Genomic DNA, 21,730 nt, shown 5'->3' with positions numbered 1-21,730 from the left:
CCCTGCCATTGGCAAACCCCGGCGTAATAACCGGGATAACCCGAAGATATACGTAAAGTGTTTAATACAACGAATGCCACCGAATTGATTGAACTTATGACAAGTTATTTACTCTTATTATATAAATCATCAAAACATTAATAGTAAGGAATATACCGTGGATCTACATGGCAGTGATGCTGCACGTATTGGCCATCAACGTGTAGCACCATTTTCTGTGCAGCCTGAAAACTCTCAAATCAAAGCAGGCAGGAATATCAAAGTTCATTTTGATCCTTTCGGGTCAACAGTCCGTCCTGTGCCTCCGGACACTGAGCCATTAGAGCGTAGCGCGTCAGAGTATCACATTGCTATCGTCAGAGAGAGTATAAGCGGCAGCTATCCGGAAACGGGGCGCAGAGCCTCTCCTGAGTTTTTCATCTGTCTGGAAAAGATCAGGTCATTATTAGCAGGACCCTTGACTGAAGAGTCTCTCAAGAAAATAGACGCACTATATAATCGTATAAATGAATGTGATTTCTTCACTGCAGAGCTGGAAACGATGAATGATTTGAAAAAAAGGATATCCTCCCGCTTTTCATATTATGTCGAACAACAAAAAAAAGCGCTGGTTGATCAACTGAAAACCTGCTTTACCATGGACAGCAGTGGCGGAGCGGATCGCTTTTATGACCAGTTTACCTGCAATATCAAACGGCTTTTTTCTGAACTCACTCCGGTCATGCAGGAGTTGTTGTATGATGTTGGCTTAACCATTCTGCTCAATGAGTTGGACCCAAGTGTAATTTCACACCTGAAAGATCAGCTCTACAAAAACGTCAGCCCCGACTATCGGGTGAGTCATCAGAGTCCCGACGTGCTGTCACAGCTGAAAGAGGGTGTCCACACTGCCAAGATGATTGTCCGACGCCAGGGAAAACACAGGCCTGCTGTAATGCAGAATTATCTGGAAAGACTCTCATCTCTGATTGGCCGATCGGTGAGCATGTCGGAGTCAGACTGCCGTTTACATCGGCATACCCTCGAATTGATTGATTCCGTTATGATTGACGCATTAGAAATAAGATCGGGTTCAGATGCCGATAATCGTTGGCATCGTATGCTTTTTGAGGCCGTCCTTAATACCCGGTTTGCTTCCGGATTTATGGCTACCTACCAACACCGGATTTCGTCATTACCACCACAGGAATGGGGTTTGGAACAGCTGGAGCGACTTGTCCCCCTGATAAGGCAGTCCGGTCAGGTCATCGCTTATTGTTCGCGAGAGTTTCTCTCATTGCTTGCCAAAATGGACTGCACTGATAACGAGCAACCTGTTGGCACAGCTGAGACGGCTGCCAGCCATTATGACGAAGACGACGATTGCCGGGCTGTTGAGTGCGACGAAGCACCAAGTGAAGCGGAAAAAAGCTTAACCGAAGACGTTCGTAAAAAGGAACTGGAAAAATTCTTGCGCGTTGTTGCCCTGGAAGCCTCGGGAGTGTTCTGTCTTGCAAACTACGACAGAAGCTATTCTGACTGGCACGTAGTCGTTGAAATGCTGTTCGGGAAACAAGCGTTCACAAGCCCTCACGCCAGAAAAGCGATCCAATTATTGGTTGATTTATCCGAGGGGGGAGTCAAGACTGCCAATTTTCATTTTTTCGATACTACGGGCAACAAAGCCAAAGCGGAAAAAAGGTTAGAGCAGGTGATGAACAGAATCAGGGAAAAGCAACCGGACAAGATCGATATCCGACAAAATGGCCATTCCATCAAGGTGTCCATCCAGCTCTGGAAAGATGGCCAAATATGTTATACCTGCAATGTGCCTGCCGTCACTGAATCTGGAATACCTTTTGAAAGTATGGCGATGGCGGTACAAATTCTGTGTGGCAAGGAACTGATGAAACATCTGTACTCCTATCATGGCAGAGCCCTTGAGTTCCGATATTACCGACCCACCCAGCTTGTTGCTCCTTGATTACTGCTTCTCTGATGCTTGCTATTTTCTGATTTTGCCAAGGCAGGCATGTTCAGATGAGAGTTAATGATGTCAGTACACACCATTATTTAAAGGCTCAATTACTACTTCTGCAGGTTTCGTATCAGCAAACTGACCCCTTCAGTTAACTCTCCAATAGCATGGGGTGCATAAGCAATTTCCAACCACCGCTCTTTTTGCTCATGGGTAGAAGGATAGAATACCCAACAAAGCTGTTCCTGCCATGAGCAGTCGGATTCAAGCTCATAGTGAATGCCGTATACCGGTAAGCTTTTATTGTCTATCTCCATACCGTATCTGCCCTGTTTGCTGCGGGTAGCAACAATGGTTCCTTCCTGGTTGGCTTGAATTTGATATACCAGCGTGGGTTTCTCATTGTTTTCGCTCTGCCTATAAACAGCATGAGCTTTTAGCAAGCTGTTGATATAGTTCTGCAGCGCCTGCTTACGGCCCTGGCTGGGAGTGTTTGCCGTTATTTGTCTGGCAAATGAATCAGACTCCTCTGTAACGATGATTTTCATACCCTTCTTATCAGAGGAGTACATAGCGCTCATGGTTGACTTATTACTGCTCCCGGTAACCAGCGTCGGAAAGATCAAAAGTAATAAAAGAAAAGAATGTTTCGTCATCGATTCCAAAGCCCCGAATTTATGATGTGTTATTGTCTTCAATGAAAGCCATTCCCTGTCTGAAAATCATCTCTTTTTTGTCAGATAGTTCCGCTCTTCTCTTCAGATGAGCCCGAAGGGTCCCTGAAGAGAAGAGCGGGATTACTCGGGAGTGACCCGCATCACTTCTGCTATGGTTGTCATTCCAGCAGCCACTTTTTGTGCACCTGAGAGTCTCAGGCTATACATGCCTTCCTTAATACATTGTCGGCTGAGCAGGCTAATATCAGGACTTTCGTTAATCAGAGCTTTGACCTGAGGGGTCATGGTTAAAATCTCATACAGGCCGGCACGTCCACGATAACCGGTTTCACGGCAATCAAGGCAGCCGACAGGCTGATAGACTTCTGATGGTGCGGATGCTGACCAGGGTTTTGTTAAAGCTTTCCAGTCACTGCTATCCAGCGGTGCTTTTGTTTTGCAGTTAGGGCAGAGTGTTCTGACCAGGCGCTGAGCCATCACACCAAGCACTGTGTTTTTAATGAGATAAGGGGGAACGCCAAGTTCCAGCAAACGGGTTAAGGCAGAGGGTGCATCATTGGTGTGCAGGGTGGAAATGACCAAATGACCGGTGAGCGCTGCCTGAATAGCCATCTCAGCGGTTTCAAGATCACGAATCTCACCCACCATAATGATGTCCGGATCTTGTCTTAACAACGCCCGAAGCCCTGAGGAAAAGGTCAGGTCAATGTTGTGTTGCACCTGCATCTGATTGAATGCCGGCTCCACCATTTCAATAGGGTCTTCGACCGTACAGACATTGACCTGATCCGTGGCCAGCTGTTTTAGTGTTGAATACAGTGTGGTGGTTTTACCGGAGCCAGTGGGCCCAGTCACCAGAATAATACCGTTGGGTTGGGCTGACATTGCTTTCCAACGCCTTTCATCCTCTCTGGAAAAACCCAGATCGTTGAATGATTTTACCAGCACTTCCGGGTCAAAAATCCGCATGACCAGTTTTTCACCAAATGCGGTCGGTAATGTAGACAAACGCAGCTCAACCTCATAGCCATCAGCATTACGGGTTTTCAACCGCCCGTCTTGTGGCTTTCGTTTTTCAGCAACATTCATACGGCCAAGAATTTTCAGTCGGCTGGTCATGGCAGCTGCGACTTTGGCTGGCATCTGATAAATCGAGTGAAGTACACCGTCAATACGAAATCGGAGATTGCATTGCTCACGGCGGGGTTCAATGTGGATATCGCTGGCTCTTTGTTCAAAGGCGTATTGCAAAAGCCAGTCAACAATGTTCACGATATGCTGATCATTTGCATCCGGAGCCTTCATGTTACCCAGCTCCAGCATTTGCTCAAAACTATTGAGTGAGGCTGACGTGACGCCAGCATCGGAGCTGGCTCCCATGACTGACTGGGCCAGACGATAAAACTCGACAGTGTAACGACGGATATCGGTCGGATTGGCAACAACCCGCCTGATATCCCGGCGATTAACATGGCGTAAATTGTCTTCCCAGGTGCGATGCCATGGCTGGGCAGAGGCTACCACAATCTCGCTGCTGGTCACTTCAACGGCAAGAATCTGGTGTCGCATGGCAAAGGCGTGGGACATGATGGGGGTAATGGCCGTAGCATCAATCTTTAGAGGGTCTATGTGGAAGTACTCTTGACCAGCCAGCTCGGCAAGCCACTGGCACAGGTCCTCAATAACCAACTTTTTACCCGGACGGCAATGGTCATCCAGCTCCAGATGAGCAAGGTATTCCAGAGGGTGCAAACGGACTTGTTCGGGTGTGCGCGGCCTGCTGAGAATATCATAAGCTGTCGCCTGATTGATGTGCCGGCTTCTCACCAGATCAGAGACAACCATTGCCAGATCGAGCATTTGCTCCCTGTGTTGCAGGCCGTTTGCTTTCACATTGCTCACTTGAAATACCGTTTTAAGCTGCAGGGATGGAATTTCTTTATATTCTCTCTTTAATTTCGGCGTGGGAACAAATGGATTTATCTCTACCTGCTGCCAGCCAATGATTCATCCTGCTCAGTGTCGGGAAGTGACTTGGTGGCTATCAGTTTGAACCCTTTTTCAGCCTTGCTCTGGTCCGACGGCGTAAGTTCAAATAAGCACTTTAGTACATTTGAAATGGCTATCAGCGCAGACTCATCCCCTTCAATCAGTTCAAGCTCCAGTTCACAAATGGGGCTTGAATTATTTCCTGATTTGACCGATCCCCGGTCAAGTGCTGCCTCAACCCTGGCAAAAGGGCTTTGCCAGACCAGTAGCCAGCGAGTGCGATAGAAATCAGTAGTAAATAAGGGCTTCAGCTGTGCTACGGATATATCACTGAGTTCAGCGGGCCAGAGAGCAGGCAAAACCTGGCCGTTTAGCCCATTGACACTCAGTGGCCACTCCCATTCGCCACGGCGGGTCAGGCCATTTACGCTTTCCCCTCTGGTTTTCAGGGCCTGGGTTTTCAGGGTCTGGATATACTGCCCATTCACTTCACGAATCCGCAGAGCAACTTTGGCCTGATTGAGTCTCAGGTCTGGCGTATCAAAGTAAGTATTTCCCAGATGAAGTGTCTCTGGTGGCTTTATTGCATGTTCCTGCCAGAATGGGTGACTTTTCAGCAGCTCAATCTGATGTGCAGGCACAGAAAGCTTTAACTCGGTTTCCTGCCCCATCTTCTTACCCACAATCTTATCCATCATGTTACCCACATATTTACCCACAAACTTACTCACAAATTTATCCACAGAACGACAGATAAATTCTATGTAACTGAGAAATTATATAAAAATCATAGGGTCATGTGCGATGAAGCCGGGTACTCTGTCCGTCAGAATATGGGTAGATGTGCAAGAAGTGAAACTGCCTTCTATAATCAGGCGTTCAACCGGATGGATTTGAAAAATGCCTACCAGCAACATACTGGCGAGTGTTTTTGGCCGCTCACCCATAGGACCTATTCAAAAGCATATTACCACTGTTCATGAATGTGCGTCACAGCTGGAGCCATTCTTTCAGGCAGTGTTTGCTAAAGAGTGGGAGACTGCTTATGACATTCAGCAAGAAATCATCAAATTTGAGCACGAAGCGGATGCCATCAAGCGAAGTATCCGTTTGTCTCTTCCCAAAAGTCTTTTTCTACCCGTTCCCCGTACCGATCTGCTGGAGATTGTGACCGTTCAGGATAAGGTGGCTAACCGTGCCAAGGATATCGCAGGTCTTGTGGTAGGACGAAAGATGATTATTCCTGAATCAATGCATGAAGCATTTATTACTTATGTACGCCGTACAATTGCCACATCTGCGCAGGCATTGAAAGCTATTCATGAGCTGGATGGGCTTCTGGAGACGGGTTTTCAGGGGCGGGAAGTCGATCTGGTGGAAAAAATGGTTGAAGAGCTGGACAACATTGAGAGTGAGACTGACAAGGATCAGGTAAAAATACGCCGTATGCTGTTTGACCTTGAGCAAACACTGCCACCGGTGGAAGTCATGTTTCTGTACAAAACTATCGACTGGGTAGGTGATCTTGCGGATCGGGCTTCCCGTGTTGGTAGTCACCTCCAGTTGTTGCTGGCCCGTTAACTGAACCGGATGCAGACTGATGAGTATTATCGCTGAATATGGCACAGTTTTCCTGATTCTGGCTTGTCTTTTTGGGTTTTTCATGGCGTGGGGGGTTGGTGCCAACGATGTCGCTAATGCCATGGGAACTTCGGTTGGATCGGATGCCCTGACGGTAAAACAGGCAATTTTAATTGCTGTGTTGCTGGAGTTCACTGGTGCTTACCTGGCAGGTGGATCGGTCACGGATACGATACGCAAGGGGATTATTGATCCCTCCATGCCTCTTCTGGTGGAGAACCCCAACCTGCTGGTCTATGGCATGCTGGCCTCACTGCTGGCCGCTGGAACCTGGTTGCTGGTTGCCACTCATTACGGCTGGCCAGTGTCCACTACCCACTCCATTGTCGGAGCCATTGTTGGTTTTGCTGCTGTTGGCATCTCTGCCGATGCGGTCAGTTGGGGAAAAGTGGCAACCATTGTGGCCAGCTGGGTCGTTTCTCCTCTGATGTCCGGTCTGTTCGCCTTCCTGATTTTTGTCAGTGTACAGAAACTGATTCTCGATACCGACAATCCCTTCAGAAACGCCAAACGCTATATGCCCCTTTACATGTTTCTGGTTGGCTTCATGATGTCGATGGTGACGCTGATTAAAGGCCTGAAGCATATTGGCTTACCGTTGGATTACACCGAAAGCATCGTGCTCTCTCTCATCATCGGCCTGGTCATTATGTTCATTGGCCAGATGGCACTCGCGAAAATCAAGGAAGATGTTCAGGCGGATAAGTCATTTCATTTTTCCAGCGTGGAGAAGGTTTTCGGCGTCATGATGATTTTTACCGCCTGCTCCATGGCTTTTGCCCATGGCTCCAACGATGTTGCCAATGCAGTAGGACCATTGGCAGCGGTTGTCAGTGTAGTTCACAGTGGTGGTGAAATAGCCGGTAAGTCTTCCGTTCCGCCCTGGGTTTTGCTGCTGGGTGCTGTAGGTATTGTTGTCGGATTAGCAACCTGGGGCTATAAAGTCATGGCAACGATAGGGTCTCATATCACAGAACTGACTCCCAGCAGAGGTTTTGCCGCAGAGCTTGCTGCAGCCTCTACTGTGGTAATGGCATCTGGTACTGGTTTGCCGATCTCCACAACCCATACGCTGGTTGGTGCAGTTCTTGGCGTGGGGCTTGCCAGAGGAATCGGCGCTTTGAACCTTCGCGTTATCAGTACCATTTTCATGTCCTGGCTGATCACTCTACCAGCAGGAGCGATTCTGGCTATTATCTTTTTCCACTGCCTTAAACTGTTTTTTGGTTAGGTGTAACTGTTCAGCACCCCCACATAAATCTGGAATTTTCTGATTTTTATACCATCCTCTTAAGCACCTCGACTTTAGAGTTTTAAGAGCACAATAGTTCCGGCGCATAATCTGCTAAAAGCAACCATCCCCAATGACGAAATTCGAGATGGTTGCCATGCTCACTTCAGATCATCAAGTAATCCTCAGGGAGCTCGCTTCATATACAACCTTTCTTGCTGGAGCGCTATCATCAACTGCAGTACCAACGTTCTGCGAACTGCTGTTCGGTTGCATGCTTTCAGCCGACGGCTTTGTTACACAGGCGTTGTTAACAATTGATTTTCATTGTGTGTGGAGCAGCTACCACCACTGGCTATCTCAGGGCAAGTGGCAATGGAAGAACTTGGCACGCCACTTGATCCGTCTGGTCTGCTCCAAAGCTCCTGAGAATCAACCTGTGGTCCTGGGGCTTGATGACTGGGTAATCGAACGGTTTTCCGACAAAGCCCCTGCTTGTCGTACACATCATCAACACAGCAAGAAACGCAATCGGCCGACGTACATCTGGGGGCAGTGTTGGGTTTCCCTGGCCATCATATTTGAGCGGGCTGCAGATGAAGTATTTACCGCCATACCGGTGATCTCATTTCCGACACCAGCTTCAGGTAACACCAGCAAACTGAAAAGGCTCTTTTCGGGTTACAGACTGCTCTGCAATGAAAATTGGCCAAAGGCCTTGATATACAATGCCTTCAGGAAACTGCTGGCTAAATATTGCCAAGCCCTGCCACAGGAGGATTCCAGCCTGATTTATGAAATCAGCAGTCTGCAATACGAAAAGAGCCACTGAAAATTGCCGTGGCCATGCTCAGGGTGGTACGCAATGAAGTGAAGGATCGAGTGCTACGCCTGCTAACCGATTGCTGGTATATGAACTGGACACTGATAAAGCCAGCTCTGGAAATGAACATAGAAGTTGTTGGTCAGATACCTTCAAATCGGGCCCTCTATGCTTTGCCGCCAGCACCCACCGTAAAGAAGCGAGGGCGCCCAAAAAAGTACGGCATCAAGATGACGACAGAACAGGTTAAGAAACTGCCGGAAGAAAAAGCAACAGTATGGATGTACGGCAAATTTCGCAAAATACGTTATCGTACCCTGATCTGTCGCGCCAGATTCCTTAAAGGTCGTGAAGTACGCGTCGTCTGGAGTCGCTTTGAAAATGACAAAGGTCTGACCGAAAGCAGAATATTCATCTCGACCAATCCGGAACTTGAGGGACTGGAGGTGCTTCGTGCCTATTCCCGGAGATGGCCGGTAGAGCCAATGTTTCACCAACTCAAACATGCTTTTGGCTGTTGCCATTTATGGCAGCAGAAATTGCGAACACTGCTTCGATGGATGCATTTGAAAATGGCAGGCTATGCATTATTGCAGTTATTAACCGTTTGTAAAAATCAGGCATGTCTGAATATTTCTCGGATACCCTGGAGAAGCCCGGATACAACCACTGCAGGCATGATGAAAATTGCTCTTTCAGGAATTATTCCGAGGTTCTCTATTCGCAAGGGCTGGAACAGATATAAGCAAAAATATGAGTTCAATTTTCGCGATCTGATCGACCAGTTAATACCGGATAATTCAGAAGCAGCATAACTAAAGGCTTTTAGGCAAAAAACGGAAGTAATAACGAACTTGGAAAAACAGTTCACTGATTTCGGCTTGCTTCACTATAAAAAGCTGACCGAATTATCGTTTTATACAGACTCTAAAGTCGAGTTCATGGTCATACATTCGTTTTTTTTCAGGAGGTGAAGCTGCATAGACCATTCTCTTATTCTTTATACTGTAGAATTCACTGGCAGTTTCTGAAGAGCTAAAATTCCTCGCATTCAGAAACCCCTCGTAACCATATTCATTGACTCTTTCTAGCTGCATATTCTGGTAACTCTTGAACACTCATTCTGGTAACACTTGAACACCCATTCTGGTAACACTTGAACACCTATTCTGGTTTCTTTTGAACACTTTTTGATGATTTCCAGAATCACCGTTCAAGCTTCCAGAAACGCTGTTCAACAGACCATAAACCGGTCTAATACAGCTAACAAATATCTTCTTATGCATTGATTTTCCATAACTTTGGCCGTTCTTATCTGTACCAAGAGAGGGAACCGGCCATGACAGAAAACAGGATTACCATGCGTAAGCTACTAGAAATACTCCGGATGCGGTTTGGCAGCCAACTCAGCTTCCGACAAATTTCCCGCAGTGTACGGGTCAGTGTGGGGACGGTATCCAACTACGTTAAGGCCTTTCAGGAATCGGAATTAAGCTGGCCCCTGGCAGAGGATATATCTGAGCCTGAGCTTATTCAGGCGCTGTTTCCCGATGCCTCGATAGCCAATCGAAAAGGGTTGATTGATCCTGACTGGGCTGAGGTGCATCAGGAACTGAAGCGCAAGGAAGTGACCAAACAACGACTCTGGGAAGAATACTGTCAGGCCCACCCCCTCAATGCCTACAGCTATGCCCAGTACTGTCACCGTTACAATCAGTGGCGTGGTTGTCAAAAGCGATCTATGCGACAGCTGCACAATGCAGGTGAAAAGTTATTTGTTGATTATGCCGGGCCAACCATGCCAATCATCAACCCGGACACCGGCGAAATTGCCCACAATGCCCAGATATTTGTGGCAGTGCTGGGAGCGTCCAACTATACCTACGCTGAAGCGACTCTGTCACAAAAAACAGAGGACTGGCTGGGGTCTCATGAACGGGCCTTTGAGTTCTTTGGTGGGGTGCCAGAAATTGTTGTGCCAGACAACCCAAAGTGCGCAGTTATCAAAGCCTGTCGGTACGAGCCGGATCTCAACCCATCATACCAGCACCTGGCTTGTCACTACCAGGTGGCAGTCATTCCGGCACGCCCCTACAAACCCAAAGACAAGGCCAAAGCAGAAGTCGGTGTACAGGTAGTGGAGCGGTGGATACTGGCCAGGCTTCGTCATGAAATGTTCGTAACTATTCAGCACTGAGCAAAGGCATATTACAGTAATTCCGAACAGCTCTATGAAGTGATTGATATATGTCCATTCCCTGTTTTCTGGCAGACGACAAATAGCTGCGAATCCGTGCAAACATAGAACCACCGTCTGCACTCCTGAAGCAGCCTGAGATTTTCTGCTTTAACTTGACCATTCGAACATCCCGCTCACTGCCATTGTTATCGAAGGGAATGGTAAAATCTGACATGAAGCGCAGTGTCTCAGCCTTGAACTCAGTGAGTCGTTTGAAGAGATTGTAAGCTTTAGTATTCTTGACTTTCTTGCGCTTAAGCTCCTCTCGTTGCTTCTCCATATAGACGACTTCTTTCATTAGAGCCCGCTGAAGCAACCGGTCATAAATCTTCTCGATTCGTTCACAGACAACACTTGGCATCTGTAGCATACCTATGGTCTTAAAGCCCTTGCAGTAATGCCAGGAAAGCCTCAGTAGCTTCATCAATCGCAACGCCAGTTGATTGCTGTCCCTATCAACAACACCCAAAAGCTCCCTCAGGTGATGGGCATTGCAAAGTACGTGAGTTGCCGCATATGCAAAATAGGATTTCCAATGATCATGAACCAGAACGCCTGCAAATGTTAGCAGTATGCCCATCGTGTCCATGGCCTCACGACCTCGCTTTTCAGAATCGGGTAAGGGCCGGTCTTTCTCCAGCCCTCCCCACAGCACCCGGCATGCGGGTCCGCACCGGGCGGTTCAACGATGATGGTGAAACCTGATCCATAAGTCTTTCAATGAAACAAGCCCAATTTTCGCGAGGTAACTGTTATTCAGTGCCTGTTGTACCGCATAGGTTTTACTCAGACGGTAATACCCTTTGCTGCTGGCTGCGATCTTGGCGGCGTTAATTTTATCAACGCCTAACCTGACCAGATTCTTAAAACGGGTTTTCGGCTTGCGCCATTGCTTCAGAAAGCAGCAACGGATTCGCCGACGTATCCATTGATCCAGCAGGGGAATTGGTCGGTGATATTCCGATAACCGGAAATACCCCATCCAACCCCGGATATATTGTGCCAATTTGCGTAACCGATGTTGCATTGAGACACCCCAGCGACGACTGGTCAACTTGAGTATCCGGTATTTGAATCGGTCCAGACACTTCTGGGCCCAGCGAACTTTCTTCCCTGTGAAGGTGAAACTCAGGAATTCGCTTTCTGTTGCTTTCACAACTTTACTTTTCCGGGAGTTAATCTTCAGTTTCAATTTGCGTTCAATGAATTGGGTAATGCTGTGCATCACCCGATCCCCTGCACGCTGACTTTTGACGAGAATCACAAAATCATCACAGTATCTTGCAAAGCAATGACCCCGATATTCAAGCTCCTTGTCGAGTTCGTCGAGGACCACATTAGACAGCAAGGGTGATAAAGGCCCACCCTGTGGCATGCCAACCCTGGTCGGGTAGACATTGCCCTCAATCATGACACCGGAGCGCAGGTAGCTACCAATCAGTTTCAGAAGGCGTTTGTCGCGGACCTTACGGGAGACCCTCGACATCAAAACGTCGTGATTAACCGTATCAAAGAATTTACTCAGATCAACGTCAACAGCGTAATGAAGCCCCCGGTTGATCAACTGCTTAACCTGACGGACTCCGTCGTGTGCTGACCGTCCCGGTCGGTAGCCGAAGCTGTTTGGAGAGAAACCCGGATCAAAGACAGGGGTCAGCACCTGCACAATGGCCTGCTGTATGACCCTATCCATCACGGTAGGGATTCCCAGCAAACGCTCACCGCCGTCCGGCTTTTCTATAACATGTCGGCGCACGGGTGATGGCTGGTAGGTTCCGTCCAATAAGGCTTGACGCACTGAAGGCCAATGCTGTTTGGCAAAGTCTGGATAAGCTTCAATAGTGACTCCATCAATACCCGGAGCACCCTTGTTGCTTTTGACCTGTTTCCATGCACTTGCCAGATTAGCCGGTTCAAGTACGCAATTTAGTAGATCATGGTTCAAAGCTGGTTAAAGATTCTGTCGCCAAGTACGGTGAGTCGCCGGACGGCTGCATCGCCTTGAGGGAATCAGTCTCCTCTTTGTCGTCGATGTTCGGCCCTTCGCTAACGACTTCCCATCCGTTAATGGCTTCTGTCGTACAGCTACTATGGCCTCTGCTGACTTCTGTCCAATCACCACGCGGAGTTACCTCTGCTGGCGCTATTGGTTGCCATCGGGTTTGCTCGAACAGGATGATGAGACCTGTTCGCCGAGCCTGTTGTAACCAGTGGCTGAGAACTGGGAATTACCAATCGCATGTTGAACAGATCTCCCCGGATAAGGACATGAACTTTCAGTGCACAACCGCCGCATTTACCGTGTCTCACGAACCATAGGGCTTTGTGATCCTTGGCTCACTCGCCCAGAGACTCAGCCTTATATGCGATTTCTGTACGTCGGCTCGCACCTTTGCACTCAGACTGCCTCCGCACAGCCCCTCGCGGGACTGCACTTGCCTTAAGCTAGTGGTTGTCATCAGCAGGCGTCTTTACCGCCAGTCAGATGTAGGTTCTCCCACAGGGGACTTTCACCCCATCAGTTCATGCCCATGCCGGGCGTACCAAGTAGTAGAGCGTCCATTGTTCATCCCGCATAACGTGTAGCCAGTGCAAAGAGCCCTCGGCCCGCATACCCGTTTCATCGGCTCCGGCAACAGACGATTCCCGCAAGGCGTCACGAATAACCTCTTCAGTAGAAGCCAGATTTTCATAGGTTCTGGCCACAAAATTGGCGACAGTGCCTGCACTTACACTCATTTTATAGAGAGTATTAAAATACTCTGACACGCGCTTAAAAGGCAGGAAATGGTATTGGTTAAGATAGACGGCCATAGCCTGTGTGGCTGAGCCATATTGTGCGGCAGCGGTAACACCTTCCGGGAATTCAGCCTGATTCCGACAACCACAAGTGCAGATTTTTACTTCAGCTCTATGGGCCGTTACTTCAAATTCACCCGGTCTCCCTGGTTCAAACACCTGTCGTTCAATATATTTGACCGGCTCACTATCAAGAAGAGACGCCTGACATTTATTGCATTCTTTAACCGGAAGGTACTCAATATAGTCAGGGATATCGACCTGTTTAAGACAAGTGCCCTGATGCCCTTTCTTTCCACCGGCTTTATTACCAGAAGACTGTCTCAGACTTTTAGGATTGGGTTTTTCATCCGATGGATCGGTACCTTTATCTGCGGAAAGGTCGTCAGAATGATCTGGAGAATTACTGTTTTTACAAGGTTTTTGATAACCATCAGACGATGGCGGCTTGCTGCTGTTTTGACTGTTCTTGCCAACCTTTTCTTCCAATTCTCGACATCGCTCTTCCAGACAGGCAACTCTCATCCGCAGCTCTGCATTCTCTTTCAAGAGAATCTCAGCCGACATAGTTGCGGGTAGTTCTGGAATCATGCTGGCGAATATTGTGGAAAAATGGTGCTTAAGAGGATGGTATAAAAATCAGAAAATTCCAGATTTATGTGGGGGTGCTGAACAGTTACAAATGTTCTTTACCCTGGCAGAGCTGAACCTGCGGATACGTGAGCTGTTAATCGAACTGAACCTGAAGCCCTTTAAGCAGTTGCCAGGAACGCGACGTAGTGCGTTTGAACAACTGGATGAACCAGCCCTCAAGCCACTGCCGAAGCAATCTTTTGTGTTCGCTGAGTTTATCAAGGCCCGGGTGAATGTGGATTATCATATTATCTGCAAGGGGCACGCCTACTCGGTTCCCCATCAGCTTGCCAGGCAGGAAGTAGAAGTACAGGCGACTGAGCACTGCGTCACGATCTACGCTAACGGTAAAGTGGTGGCCAGCCACGCTCGCAAGCACACACGTGGATTTACGACGTTAGCAGTTCATATGCCGGAACGACATCGTCACCATCAGGATTGGACGCCTGAGCGTTTACTTAACTGGGCTAACGACATTGGTCAGGAAGTCTATTGTTTTATTCAATCACTGCTGGATAGCAAGGAGCATCCTGAACAAGCCTATCGAGCTTCATTGGGGCTGCTAAACCTGCAGCGGGAATATGGAACTGAACGACTCAACAACGCCTGCGCCCATGCCAGGAACATCGGGGGTTATCGGTTAAAAAATGTCCGATCAATCCTCCAGTCAGGCAAAGACCTGATGCCATTGGAGCCACAGTTAAAACAAACGACAGGTCCCTTGCATGATGATCACGAAAATATTCGTGGCGCTATTTGCTATCAATAACCGGAGGCGAACATGATCAATGAAACACTGGCTCGCCTTAGGTCACTGCGACTGACCGGAATGGCAGATGCCCTCAATCAACAGCTGGACCAGCCGGGCACCTACAGTAGCCTTAGCTTTGAAGAACGACTGTCGTTGCTTACTGAGCAGGAAGAAACAGAGCGAAACAATAAACGTCTGGCTCGGCTGCTCAGAAGCGCCCGGTTTAAACTGGCTGCCCGGATACACGACATTGACTATGAACACCCCAGAGGTCTCAAACAGAACCAGATGGCCAGCCTGTCTGGAGGAGGCTGGCTTGACCGGTACAGGAACCTGTTGATCACCGGACCTTGTGGTTCCGGTAAGAGCTACCTGGCCTGCGCCCTTGGGCACATGGCTTGTCTGAAAGGCTACAGTGTCCGGTACTATCGGATGTCCAGGCTACTGGATGAACTGATCCTTGCCCACGGTGATGGCAGCTACAGCAGGCAGTTGAAACAACTGGCAAAAGTAGACTTGCTGATTCTGGACGACTGGGGCCTGGAACCACTGACGCAGCAACAAAGGAACGATCTGCTGGAAGTCATGGATGACAGGCACGAGCAAGGTTCCACGTTGGTTACCAGTCAATTGCCCACCCGGAAGTGGCATGCCAGCATTGGTGATGAAACTCTGGCCGACGCCATTCTTGACCGGCTTATGCACAATGCCCACCGGATTGAACTCAAAGGCGAATCCATGCGCAAAAAGCTTGGAAAATTGGACGCAGTTGAACACCTGGTCTAAAAATCACACTGGGCAATGTGTAAGGAGTTCAGGGTGTTCAAATGAAACAGAATAGGTGTTCAAGTTAACCAGAATACGCACTAGCCAATCGTCATAACTCCAGCGTGGTCTCAAAGACATAAAAAAACCATACTCCTCTCCGCATCGTGTTGTGGGTCAGAGTATGGTTGAGTTTCAGGAAGTTGCCAGAATAATTTAGGACTTACGCATTGACAACAGGCTCTAAAATTTGATAATGCCAAAAAACAGATGTCTTCAGGGATGAAAGTGAGAACTACCACTCGACCGACCACTGCACGATGCACTCTTGCAAAATACATTGGCTTTTTGATTAGTGAGCCAAAATCATCAACATGCACAAGACTGGCCGAGGTTACCGACTTTTCTCACGATAGCGCAAACCGCTTTCTTAAGCGTGAAAACTATCAGCCCAAAGATATGTACGATGAAGCAGTCAAAAGTTTAAACCCTATTGGCGGCACCCTGAGCGTTGATGACAGCGTGCTCGACAAACCTTATAGCTACTCCGTGGCACTGGTTGGCCACTTTTGGTCGGGTAAACATCACCGAGTGGTTAAGGGAGTTAACCTCATCACCCTTTATTACACCGACGTATCCGGGCGCCATATGCCGGTGAATTACAGGATATACGACAAATCGGAAGACAAGACAAAAAACGACTACTTCCGTGAAATGTTGATTGAAGTGCTGGTATGGGGGCTGAAGCCAGCGTTCGTTACCGGTGACTCCTGGTACAGCTGCACGACTAACCTGAAGACGATTAAAAACCATCAGACTGGGTTTATGTTTGCCGTTGAGAAAAACAGGACAGTATCACTGGAAAAAGGTAAATGGCAGCAGGTTCAACACCTCGACATCCCCGACAATGGTCTGGATGTATGGCTCAAAGACTTCGGTAAGATCCGGTTGTTCAGGACGATGCTAAAAGACCAGCGTCGCCACTACGTGGTTTACTTGCCAGAGGAAGTCCCTTTTGAACGCAATGACTTCAAGCAGATCCATGACCAGCACTGGCAGATCGAACAGTTTCACAGGGCGATCAAGCAGGTTTGCCATATTGAGCACTTTCAGGTTCGCAGCGAACGACCCGTCAGAAACCATATATTTGCTGCAATTTTAGCTTTTGTTTATCTCCAGAAAATGCAGATAGAGCAGGAGTTTACGAATATTTATCAGCACCAACGGGGGCTGTTTAAAGAGACAATAGGCGCTTTCATTGAGAGTTTTGCAAAGGGGAAGGATCACCTCCTACCAAAATTTATCGGTGTCATCAATGCGTAAGTCCTATAATTATGAGTTGCCAAAACATTTACCTGATTACCACTGATCGTACGTCATGACACAGGGAAAGATAATTTAAGAATATACGTGCAGCTTTTCATTCTTTATGTCTATAACCCGGTAAAGAAATAATAGAACCTCTCCAGTATTACCGGTGGAGCAGGCATCATGACGGCTTGTTCTCCAGATTATCAACTAAATTCGGTTTCATAACCGCTCCGAACAAGCAAAGACCCACATCATCATTCGAAATAATGATATTAATACGTCAACTGACTTTCAATTATCGGTTGATGGCTAACCCGGTTTCCACTGGACGTCTGGCAGTTTGAGAAGTCGATCCGGCATCGGTGCTGTATTGACTGCAGCCCGACCTAGCCTTGAGATCATTGAAGGCATATCAAAACGCCGGTTAAACCGATAGTTGAACTCTGATAGATAACGGCCCAGATGCTTGGGGTCGAGCTTATGGTAAGTACCGGTAATCGCTGTTTTCACGTTTCCCAGCATGGTATTTACCCAGGTGAACAACTCATTCTCCATGGATGCATGCCCACCACCGGTAATGATGGCTGTGTGCTGGCATCCGGCATCTTCAATACCCCGGAAACAGGACAAGCCATCGCTGACGGCCCGGACACCCTTTTTCAGGGCATGTTCTGCCCACTCCTGAATGGTTTTTCGCCGGAAGTTATCAACGGCATTGAACTTCATGTAGATAGGGTGGTTATCAGCATCTGTCTGAACTGCGGCCACGAAGGGGGCTTTGTTCTCTGAGCCTCTGCCCCGGCGGCCTCCGTGGCGCTCTCCGCCCCAATAGGCGTCATCAATCTGAACAAAACCACTCAACTGCCAGCTGTTATCTCTTTCCATCATGACCTGCATGAGTTTGTGTTTCATGCGCAATGCGGCATTGTAGGAAATGCCAAGTTGTCGATGAAGCGTCAGGCAAGAAATCCCCGCTTTATTCTGGGTGACGAGATAGATACCCAGAAACCAGGTAGCTAGAGGCAGCTTTGTTGAGTCAAAGATAGTGTTACTGGTAAGCGAGGTTTGGCAACGGCAGCAATTGCACTGGAATTCAGCTTTCCGGTGAAGCTTGCAGAAACTGCGGGAGCCACACTTCGGGCATTGGAAGCCATCTGGCCAGCGCCAAGAGGACAGCGCGTTCTCACACTGCTCTTCACTGCCGTAATTAGCCAGAAATTGCATAATGCCAAGGCCTTTTTGGAACTGAATGGTGTTTTTACACATCAGTTTTACCTCCAAAACACATGACTATCGACGTTTATTATAGCAGCTGGCTCACGACGTAGGGTCGGTGGTAATCAGGAACATTTATGAGTTGTCAAAACAATTATCCTCCTCGAATAACACTCATCGCATAGTAACAAACTCTTCAGCAGAGGTTGGGTGGATGGCAACGGTATTATCAAAGTCAGCTTTGGTAGCCCCCATCTTTAAAGCCACGGCAAACCCCTGGAGCATTTCATCGGCACCATGTCCAATCGCATGGATTCCGACGATTTTCTCTTCCGCACCCACAGTGACCAGCTTCATCCGCGATGGCTGGCGATGACTGGTCAATGCGCTGTACATCGCCGTAAACTGGCTGGTGTACACTTTGACATTCTCCTCACCGTACTCATCACGAGCAGCCTGCTCACTTAAACCCACGGTACCGATAGGAGGATGGCTGAAGACGACGGTGGCCACATTGTCGTAGTTCAAATGCTCATCCGGCTTATTATTGAACAGGCGCTCTGACAGGCGACGGCCTGCTGCAACGGCAACCGGAGTCAATTCAATTTTGCCGATGTTGTCACCCACGGCATAAATTCCATCAACATTGGTGTTCTGATATTTATCAACAGAAATGTAACCTCGGTCGTCCATCGTAACACCTGCTGCACCAAGGTTAATACCAGAGGTATGCGGCTTACGGCCTATAGCCCAGATCACCGTATCAACGTTCAATGAGTTACCGTTTTCCAAATGAACAGTCAGACTTCCATCGTCCTCTTTAACAACTTCTTTTGGTACTGAGTGGGTATGCAGCTGAGGGCCTTCGGACGCCATCACTTCCACCAGCGTATCTGACAACATCTCTTCAAAATTACGCAATGGTTTGTGTTTACGAACCAGCAGATGCGTTTCACTGCCCAGGGCGTGTAACACACCGGCCAGTTCAACGGCAATGTAACCTGCCCCCATTACAGCCACCCGGCCGGGGCGCTCAGTCAACTCAAAGAACCCATCGGAATCGATACCGTATTCTGCTCCGGGAACCTCTGGAATCAGGGGCTCACCACCGGTTGCAATGGTGATATGGTCTGCTGTGTAGTGCTCTCCATTCACCTCTACCGTTTTGGCATCAACAAATCGTCCATAGCCGTTTAGTACGGTAATTTCATTATTACCCAGGACCCGTTCATAAGAAGCATGTATGCGACTGATGTAAGCCTCGCGACTTTCAACGAGCTTACTCCAGTTAAATGATTTCAACTGCTCGTCAGTACTGATATCAAATCCGTAGTCAGGCCCATAACGGCAAGCATCAGCAATTTGTCCGGCGAACCACATGGCTTTCTTGGGAACACACCCTACATTGACGCAGGTACCTCCCAGATACTTTGCCTCTACCAGCGCCACTTTCTTACCGTACATAGCCGCACGATTTGCTGAAGCGATACCACCGCTTCCACCACCGATAACCAGATAATCAAAGTGGTTTGATATCATCATTTTATTGTCCTGATCATTGCAAAGCCGACAGAAGCCTGCCCGGGGAAAATCTCTGATTACTCTATAAGGTCAAACTGCCTGATCTAAAGTATCAATGTGCATTTGATACCTATCACGCAACATGAGCAACCCTCTTTATCATTTGAAATGGCCAACCCATATTTGTTACGTATATTCCGAAAATTGCATCCAGGGGGTAAATGCAGTAACTGAGAAACAATACCAGGCATCTATCCATAAAGTACTAGTGCAGCAAGCTCTAATACCCGTACAACTTCATACCTGTGATGGTCGATCCTTATCAGTCCACTTAAAAGGCTTGGCCATTTTCTCAGTAAAGAAGTCCACAAACCAATGGCGATGACTTAAGGCCTCAACCCTAATAATTCAAGGCTCACTCGGAAAGAAGCAACTATAAAAAGTCACAAGCCTGAATATTTTCCTTCCGAGCAAGTCATGAACAAGTGTAGCCAAGAGTTCCTTTGCTTTGCAGATGATTGCCTTCACCAATTTGCACAGACTGACAACGCTGAGCTTTCATTAATTCTTATCTCTTCTTACTTTTACTCGGCATGAATTAATAACGTCGCCGGCTGTTTTGACCCCTGAAAGCCGATTTTCGGCTTGGCAATCAATTTTCGGGCGCTATTGCGGCAATCTTGTTCAACGCCAAATAATGCCGAGGGTTGTTCAGTAATCCGGGTTTCTCCCATGGGTTCGGAGATGGCTAAATCCACACCGTTGGCTCCGCTGGAGGCCAGGCTGAATTGGGACAGGCCGCCACGCCCTGAGACACATAGAGAGACCGGGCGATCAAAACGCAGCGTGCTGGTTGGGATAATGGCCGGATTGCCGTCTTCATCCATTGCACTCTCATCCACAATGGCAACCTGAGATTTCAACGACGGGTAAACGATGAGCGTGATAGAAAATGAGCCGGTGGAGGTGTTACCCGGTTTTCCCTGAGAGGCTGCCTCAACGTTAGTCAACCAACTGACGGCAAACATGCCGGTTAAGAAAAGTACGCCAATTCCCTGGCGTAGAGATGGATTCCGTTTCATGATGTTACTGCCTTACTGCTACATTCTGTTTTCAGTATAGGTAGTGTGGAATAGGAATCTCTGACCTTACGTCTTGTCAGGTTTCCTTATATCGGGAGTATGCTTTTTAACAAATCTTTAGCTCAAGCCAGCCTGCTGACGTCGACAAAAATAAGCACCGGGAACGGGAACTAAATAGATAGACAGAAGTCGAATAGACTTTACAATCAGAGATCGGGGCAATAGATATGCAGGGAATAACTTCAGCCAACAACCCTAATAATCAGCAATCACTTAATCAACTCCCGGCCGACAATTGCTCTATCTGTCACTCTGCTTTTGCCGGATGCGAAGTGAGGGTTACCGGAGCATGTAACCATAAGTTTCACGTAATCTGTCTGAGGGGTTGGCTATCGAGTAATACTACCTGTCCTTTATGCAAAAGGGAGGTTCAACCAGCGTCTGCCATGCCCGATCATCCCGAACCGTTGGAAGATAAGCCATTGGACCGAGAATTAATAAGACGCATCTCAGAAATGTGTCACCAGAGGGGAGGCCCCAATGACAACGCTGTGAACAGGTTTCTTAGCCTTCCCGCCCCATATTGGAATCCATAATTGGATGAATAAAGAACAATCCCTGATTTTGTAGGGAACTAAATTGATATACAGAAATTCGAGACAAGAGATATGCAGGCCATAACGCCACCCAACAGCCCAAATAATCAGTCATCACCTTATCAACTTCCGACTGATGATTGCTCGATTTGTCACATGGCTTTTGCCGGAAGTGAAGTCAGGGTTACCGAACCATGCAACCATATGTTTCACACAACCTGCCTGACGACTTGGCTATCGCGTCATACAACCTGTCCTTTATGCAGAACCAGTCTCAGGGAAAGGGCAGCACAACCAGTGCCTGCCATCATCGACAATCCTGAACTGCCAGTGCTTGTCATCATCGGTAATCCCGAACAGATGGAGGACTCCTCACTTGACCTCGTCCGGGCCATCGCACGCGCCATCACACGCAATGATAATGGTTATTCCACCCTAGATGTTATCCTCCAGAGGATGAATGAGTCTTTCAATATACGGCGCTGATTCGAATTTGAACC

Annotated in this window: 19 protein-coding genes and 2 pseudogenes; 12 read left to right on the top strand and 9 right to left on the bottom strand. The window is 48.0% G+C overall.

The window, feature by feature from the left end; all coding sequences use genetic code 11:
- Positions 1-157 precede the first annotated feature (157 nt).
- Complete coding sequence (locus tag MJO57_RS02295) at positions 158-1,963, top strand: hypothetical protein (protein WP_252022619.1); 1,806 nt, start codon at positions 158-160, stop codon at positions 1,961-1,963.
- A 104-nt stretch (positions 1,964-2,067) separates the two neighbouring features.
- Here the strand turns inward: MJO57_RS02295 and MJO57_RS02290 are convergent, their stop codons facing one another.
- The 3 genes from MJO57_RS02290 to MJO57_RS02280 form a co-directional block, all read right to left on the bottom strand.
- Entirely contained in the window at positions 2,068-2,505 is a 438-nt protein-coding gene (locus MJO57_RS02290) for a hypothetical protein (RefSeq protein WP_252022618.1), read from the bottom strand.
- Between the two features lie 249 nt (positions 2,506-2,754).
- Entirely contained in the window at positions 2,755-4,494 is a 1,740-nt protein-coding gene (locus MJO57_RS02285) for a GspE/PulE family protein (RefSeq protein ID WP_252026913.1), read from the bottom strand.
- Between the two features lie 125 nt (positions 4,495-4,619).
- Positions 4,620-5,354: a CYTH domain-containing protein gene (locus tag MJO57_RS02280; RefSeq protein WP_252022617.1), complete on the bottom strand. Its 735-nt coding sequence runs from the start codon at positions 5,352-5,354 to the stop codon at positions 4,620-4,622.
- 169 nt (positions 5,355-5,523) lie between these two features.
- Here MJO57_RS02280 and MJO57_RS02275 point away from each other — a divergent pair, with 169 nt between their 5' ends.
- From MJO57_RS02275 to istA, 5 genes and pseudogenes are all read left to right on the top strand, one after another.
- On the top strand, positions 5,524-6,204 hold the full coding sequence (locus MJO57_RS02275) for a TIGR00153 family protein (RefSeq protein ID WP_252022615.1): 681 nt from the start codon (positions 5,524-5,526) through the stop codon (positions 6,202-6,204).
- A 19-nt stretch (positions 6,205-6,223) separates the two neighbouring features.
- A complete protein-coding gene (locus MJO57_RS02270; protein ID WP_252022614.1) occupies positions 6,224-7,495 on the top strand; it encodes an inorganic phosphate transporter in 1,272 nt (423 codons plus the stop codon).
- A 133-nt stretch (positions 7,496-7,628) separates the two neighbouring features.
- Positions 7,629-8,327 carry a transposase gene (locus MJO57_RS02265; protein ID WP_252022612.1) on the top strand — a complete coding sequence of 233 codons (699 nt, stop codon included), beginning with the start codon at positions 7,629-7,631 and terminating at the stop codon, positions 8,325-8,327.
- A gap of 14 nt (positions 8,328-8,341) precedes the next feature.
- On the top strand, positions 8,342-9,133 hold the full coding sequence (locus MJO57_RS02260; protein WP_252026911.1) for a transposase: 792 nt from the start codon (positions 8,342-8,344) through the stop codon (positions 9,131-9,133).
- A gap of 524 nt (positions 9,134-9,657) precedes the next feature.
- A pseudogene (istA, locus tag MJO57_RS02255) lies at positions 9,658-10,506 on the top strand (IS21 family transposase); the annotation flags it as partial.
- Here istA and MJO57_RS02250 read toward each other — a convergent pair.
- The 3 genes from MJO57_RS02250 to MJO57_RS02240 all read right to left on the bottom strand — a co-directional run bounded on the left by MJO57_RS02250 (position 10,502) and on the right by MJO57_RS02240 (position 13,947).
- A complete protein-coding gene (locus MJO57_RS02250; RefSeq protein WP_256493224.1) occupies positions 10,502-11,212 on the bottom strand; it encodes a transposase in 711 nt (236 codons plus the stop codon). The pseudogene istA and the gene MJO57_RS02250 sit on opposite strands and share 5 nt — an antisense overlap.
- Positions 11,213-11,239: 27 nt before the next feature.
- Positions 11,240-12,502, bottom strand: a complete 1,263-nt coding sequence (ltrA, locus tag MJO57_RS02245) for a group II intron reverse transcriptase/maturase (RefSeq protein WP_252017357.1) — start codon at positions 12,500-12,502, stop codon at positions 11,240-11,242.
- A 578-nt stretch (positions 12,503-13,080) separates the two neighbouring features.
- The gene (locus tag MJO57_RS02240) at positions 13,081-13,947 is read right to left on the bottom strand and encodes a transposase (protein WP_252017442.1); all 867 of its coding nucleotides are present in this window, start codon (positions 13,945-13,947) and stop codon (positions 13,081-13,083) included.
- Between MJO57_RS02240 and MJO57_RS02235 the strand changes: the two genes are divergently transcribed.
- The 3 genes from MJO57_RS02235 to MJO57_RS02225 all read left to right on the top strand — a co-directional run bounded on the left by MJO57_RS02235 (position 13,946) and on the right by MJO57_RS02225 (position 16,828).
- The gene (locus MJO57_RS02235) at positions 13,946-14,758 is read left to right on the top strand and encodes a hypothetical protein (protein ID WP_252022256.1); all 813 of its coding nucleotides are present in this window, start codon (positions 13,946-13,948) and stop codon (positions 14,756-14,758) included. The genes MJO57_RS02240 and MJO57_RS02235 overlap by 2 nt on opposite strands.
- A gap of 12 nt (positions 14,759-14,770) precedes the next feature.
- Complete coding sequence (gene istB / locus MJO57_RS02230) at positions 14,771-15,526, top strand: IS21-like element helper ATPase IstB (RefSeq protein ID WP_252017309.1); 756 nt, start codon at positions 14,771-14,773, stop codon at positions 15,524-15,526.
- 267 nt (positions 15,527-15,793) lie between these two features.
- Complete coding sequence (locus MJO57_RS02225; RefSeq protein ID WP_252026884.1) at positions 15,794-16,828, top strand: transposase; 1,035 nt, start codon at positions 15,794-15,796, stop codon at positions 16,826-16,828.
- 297 nt (positions 16,829-17,125) lie between these two features.
- On the opposite strand, the gene MJO57_RS02220 is transcribed toward MJO57_RS02225, so the two are convergent.
- From MJO57_RS02220 to MJO57_RS02210, 3 genes are all read right to left on the bottom strand, one after another.
- Positions 17,126-18,082, bottom strand: coding sequence for an IS1595 family transposase (locus MJO57_RS02220; RefSeq protein ID WP_252017306.1), 957 nt, complete (start codon positions 18,080-18,082; stop codon positions 17,126-17,128).
- Between the two features lie 123 nt (positions 18,083-18,205).
- Positions 18,206-19,573 carry a glutathione-disulfide reductase gene (gene gorA, locus MJO57_RS02215; protein WP_252022610.1) on the bottom strand — a complete coding sequence of 456 codons (1,368 nt, stop codon included), beginning with the start codon at positions 19,571-19,573 and terminating at the stop codon, positions 18,206-18,208.
- A gap of 563 nt (positions 19,574-20,136) precedes the next feature.
- A complete protein-coding gene (locus MJO57_RS02210; RefSeq protein ID WP_252022608.1) occupies positions 20,137-20,634 on the bottom strand; it encodes a hypothetical protein in 498 nt (165 codons plus the stop codon).
- Between the two features lie 227 nt (positions 20,635-20,861).
- On the opposite strand from MJO57_RS02210, the gene MJO57_RS33080 reads away from it, so the two are divergent.
- The 3 genes and pseudogenes from MJO57_RS33080 (at position 20,862) to MJO57_RS02205 (ending at position 21,716) form a co-directional block, all read left to right on the top strand.
- A complete protein-coding gene (locus MJO57_RS33080) occupies positions 20,862-21,230 on the top strand; it encodes an RING finger protein (protein WP_371924753.1) in 369 nt (122 codons plus the stop codon).
- A gap of 72 nt (positions 21,231-21,302) precedes the next feature.
- Positions 21,303-21,485, top strand: a pseudogene (locus MJO57_RS33075) (RING finger domain-containing protein); the annotation flags it as partial.
- Between the two features lie 42 nt (positions 21,486-21,527).
- Positions 21,528-21,716: a hypothetical protein gene (locus MJO57_RS02205; RefSeq protein ID WP_252022606.1), complete on the top strand. Its 189-nt coding sequence runs from the start codon at positions 21,528-21,530 to the stop codon at positions 21,714-21,716.
- The last annotated feature ends 14 nt before the right edge of the window (positions 21,717-21,730 follow it).

Source organism: Endozoicomonas sp. SCSIO W0465, assembly GCF_023716865.1.
Classification (GTDB): Bacteria; Pseudomonadota; Gammaproteobacteria; order Pseudomonadales; family Endozoicomonadaceae; genus Endozoicomonas.
Note: the sequence above shows the minus strand (reverse complement) of the source record. Positions and strands in the feature narration are given on the sequence as shown.

Bases quoted from the DNA above. Each gene is read 5' to 3' on its own strand.
- MJO57_RS02290 (WP_252022618.1), bottom strand. From the start codon at position 2,505: ATGAAAATCATCGTTACAGAGGAGTCTGATTCATTTGCCAGACAAATA.
- MJO57_RS02285 (WP_252026913.1), bottom strand. From the start codon at position 4,494: ATGCTCGATCTGGCAATGGTTGTCTCTGATCTGGTGAGAAGCCGGCAC.
- MJO57_RS02275 (WP_252022615.1), top strand. From the start codon at position 5,524: ATGCCTACCAGCAACATACTGGCGAGTGTTTTTGGCCGCTCACCCATA.
- MJO57_RS02270 (WP_252022614.1), top strand. From the start codon at position 6,224: ATGAGTATTATCGCTGAATATGGCACAGTTTTCCTGATTCTGGCTTGT.
- MJO57_RS02265 (WP_252022612.1), top strand. From the start codon at position 7,629: ATGACGAAATTCGAGATGGTTGCCATGCTCACTTCAGATCATCAAGTA.
- MJO57_RS02260 (WP_252026911.1), top strand. From the start codon at position 8,342: ATGCTCAGGGTGGTACGCAATGAAGTGAAGGATCGAGTGCTACGCCTG.
- MJO57_RS02235 (WP_252022256.1), top strand. From the start codon at position 13,946: ATGCTGGCGAATATTGTGGAAAAATGGTGCTTAAGAGGATGGTATAAA.
- MJO57_RS02240 (WP_252017442.1), bottom strand. From the start codon at position 13,947: ATGATTCCAGAACTACCCGCAACTATGTCGGCTGAGATTCTCTTGAAA.
- istB (WP_252017309.1), top strand. From the start codon at position 14,771: ATGATCAATGAAACACTGGCTCGCCTTAGGTCACTGCGACTGACCGGA.
- MJO57_RS02220 (WP_252017306.1), bottom strand. From the start codon at position 18,082: ATGTGTAAAAACACCATTCAGTTCCAAAAAGGCCTTGGCATTATGCAA.
- gorA (WP_252022610.1), bottom strand. From the start codon at position 19,573: ATGATGATATCAAACCACTTTGATTATCTGGTTATCGGTGGTGGAAGC.
- MJO57_RS02210 (WP_252022608.1), bottom strand. From the start codon at position 20,634: ATGAAACGGAATCCATCTCTACGCCAGGGAATTGGCGTACTTTTCTTA.
- MJO57_RS33080 (WP_371924753.1), top strand. From the start codon at position 20,862: ATGCAGGGAATAACTTCAGCCAACAACCCTAATAATCAGCAATCACTT.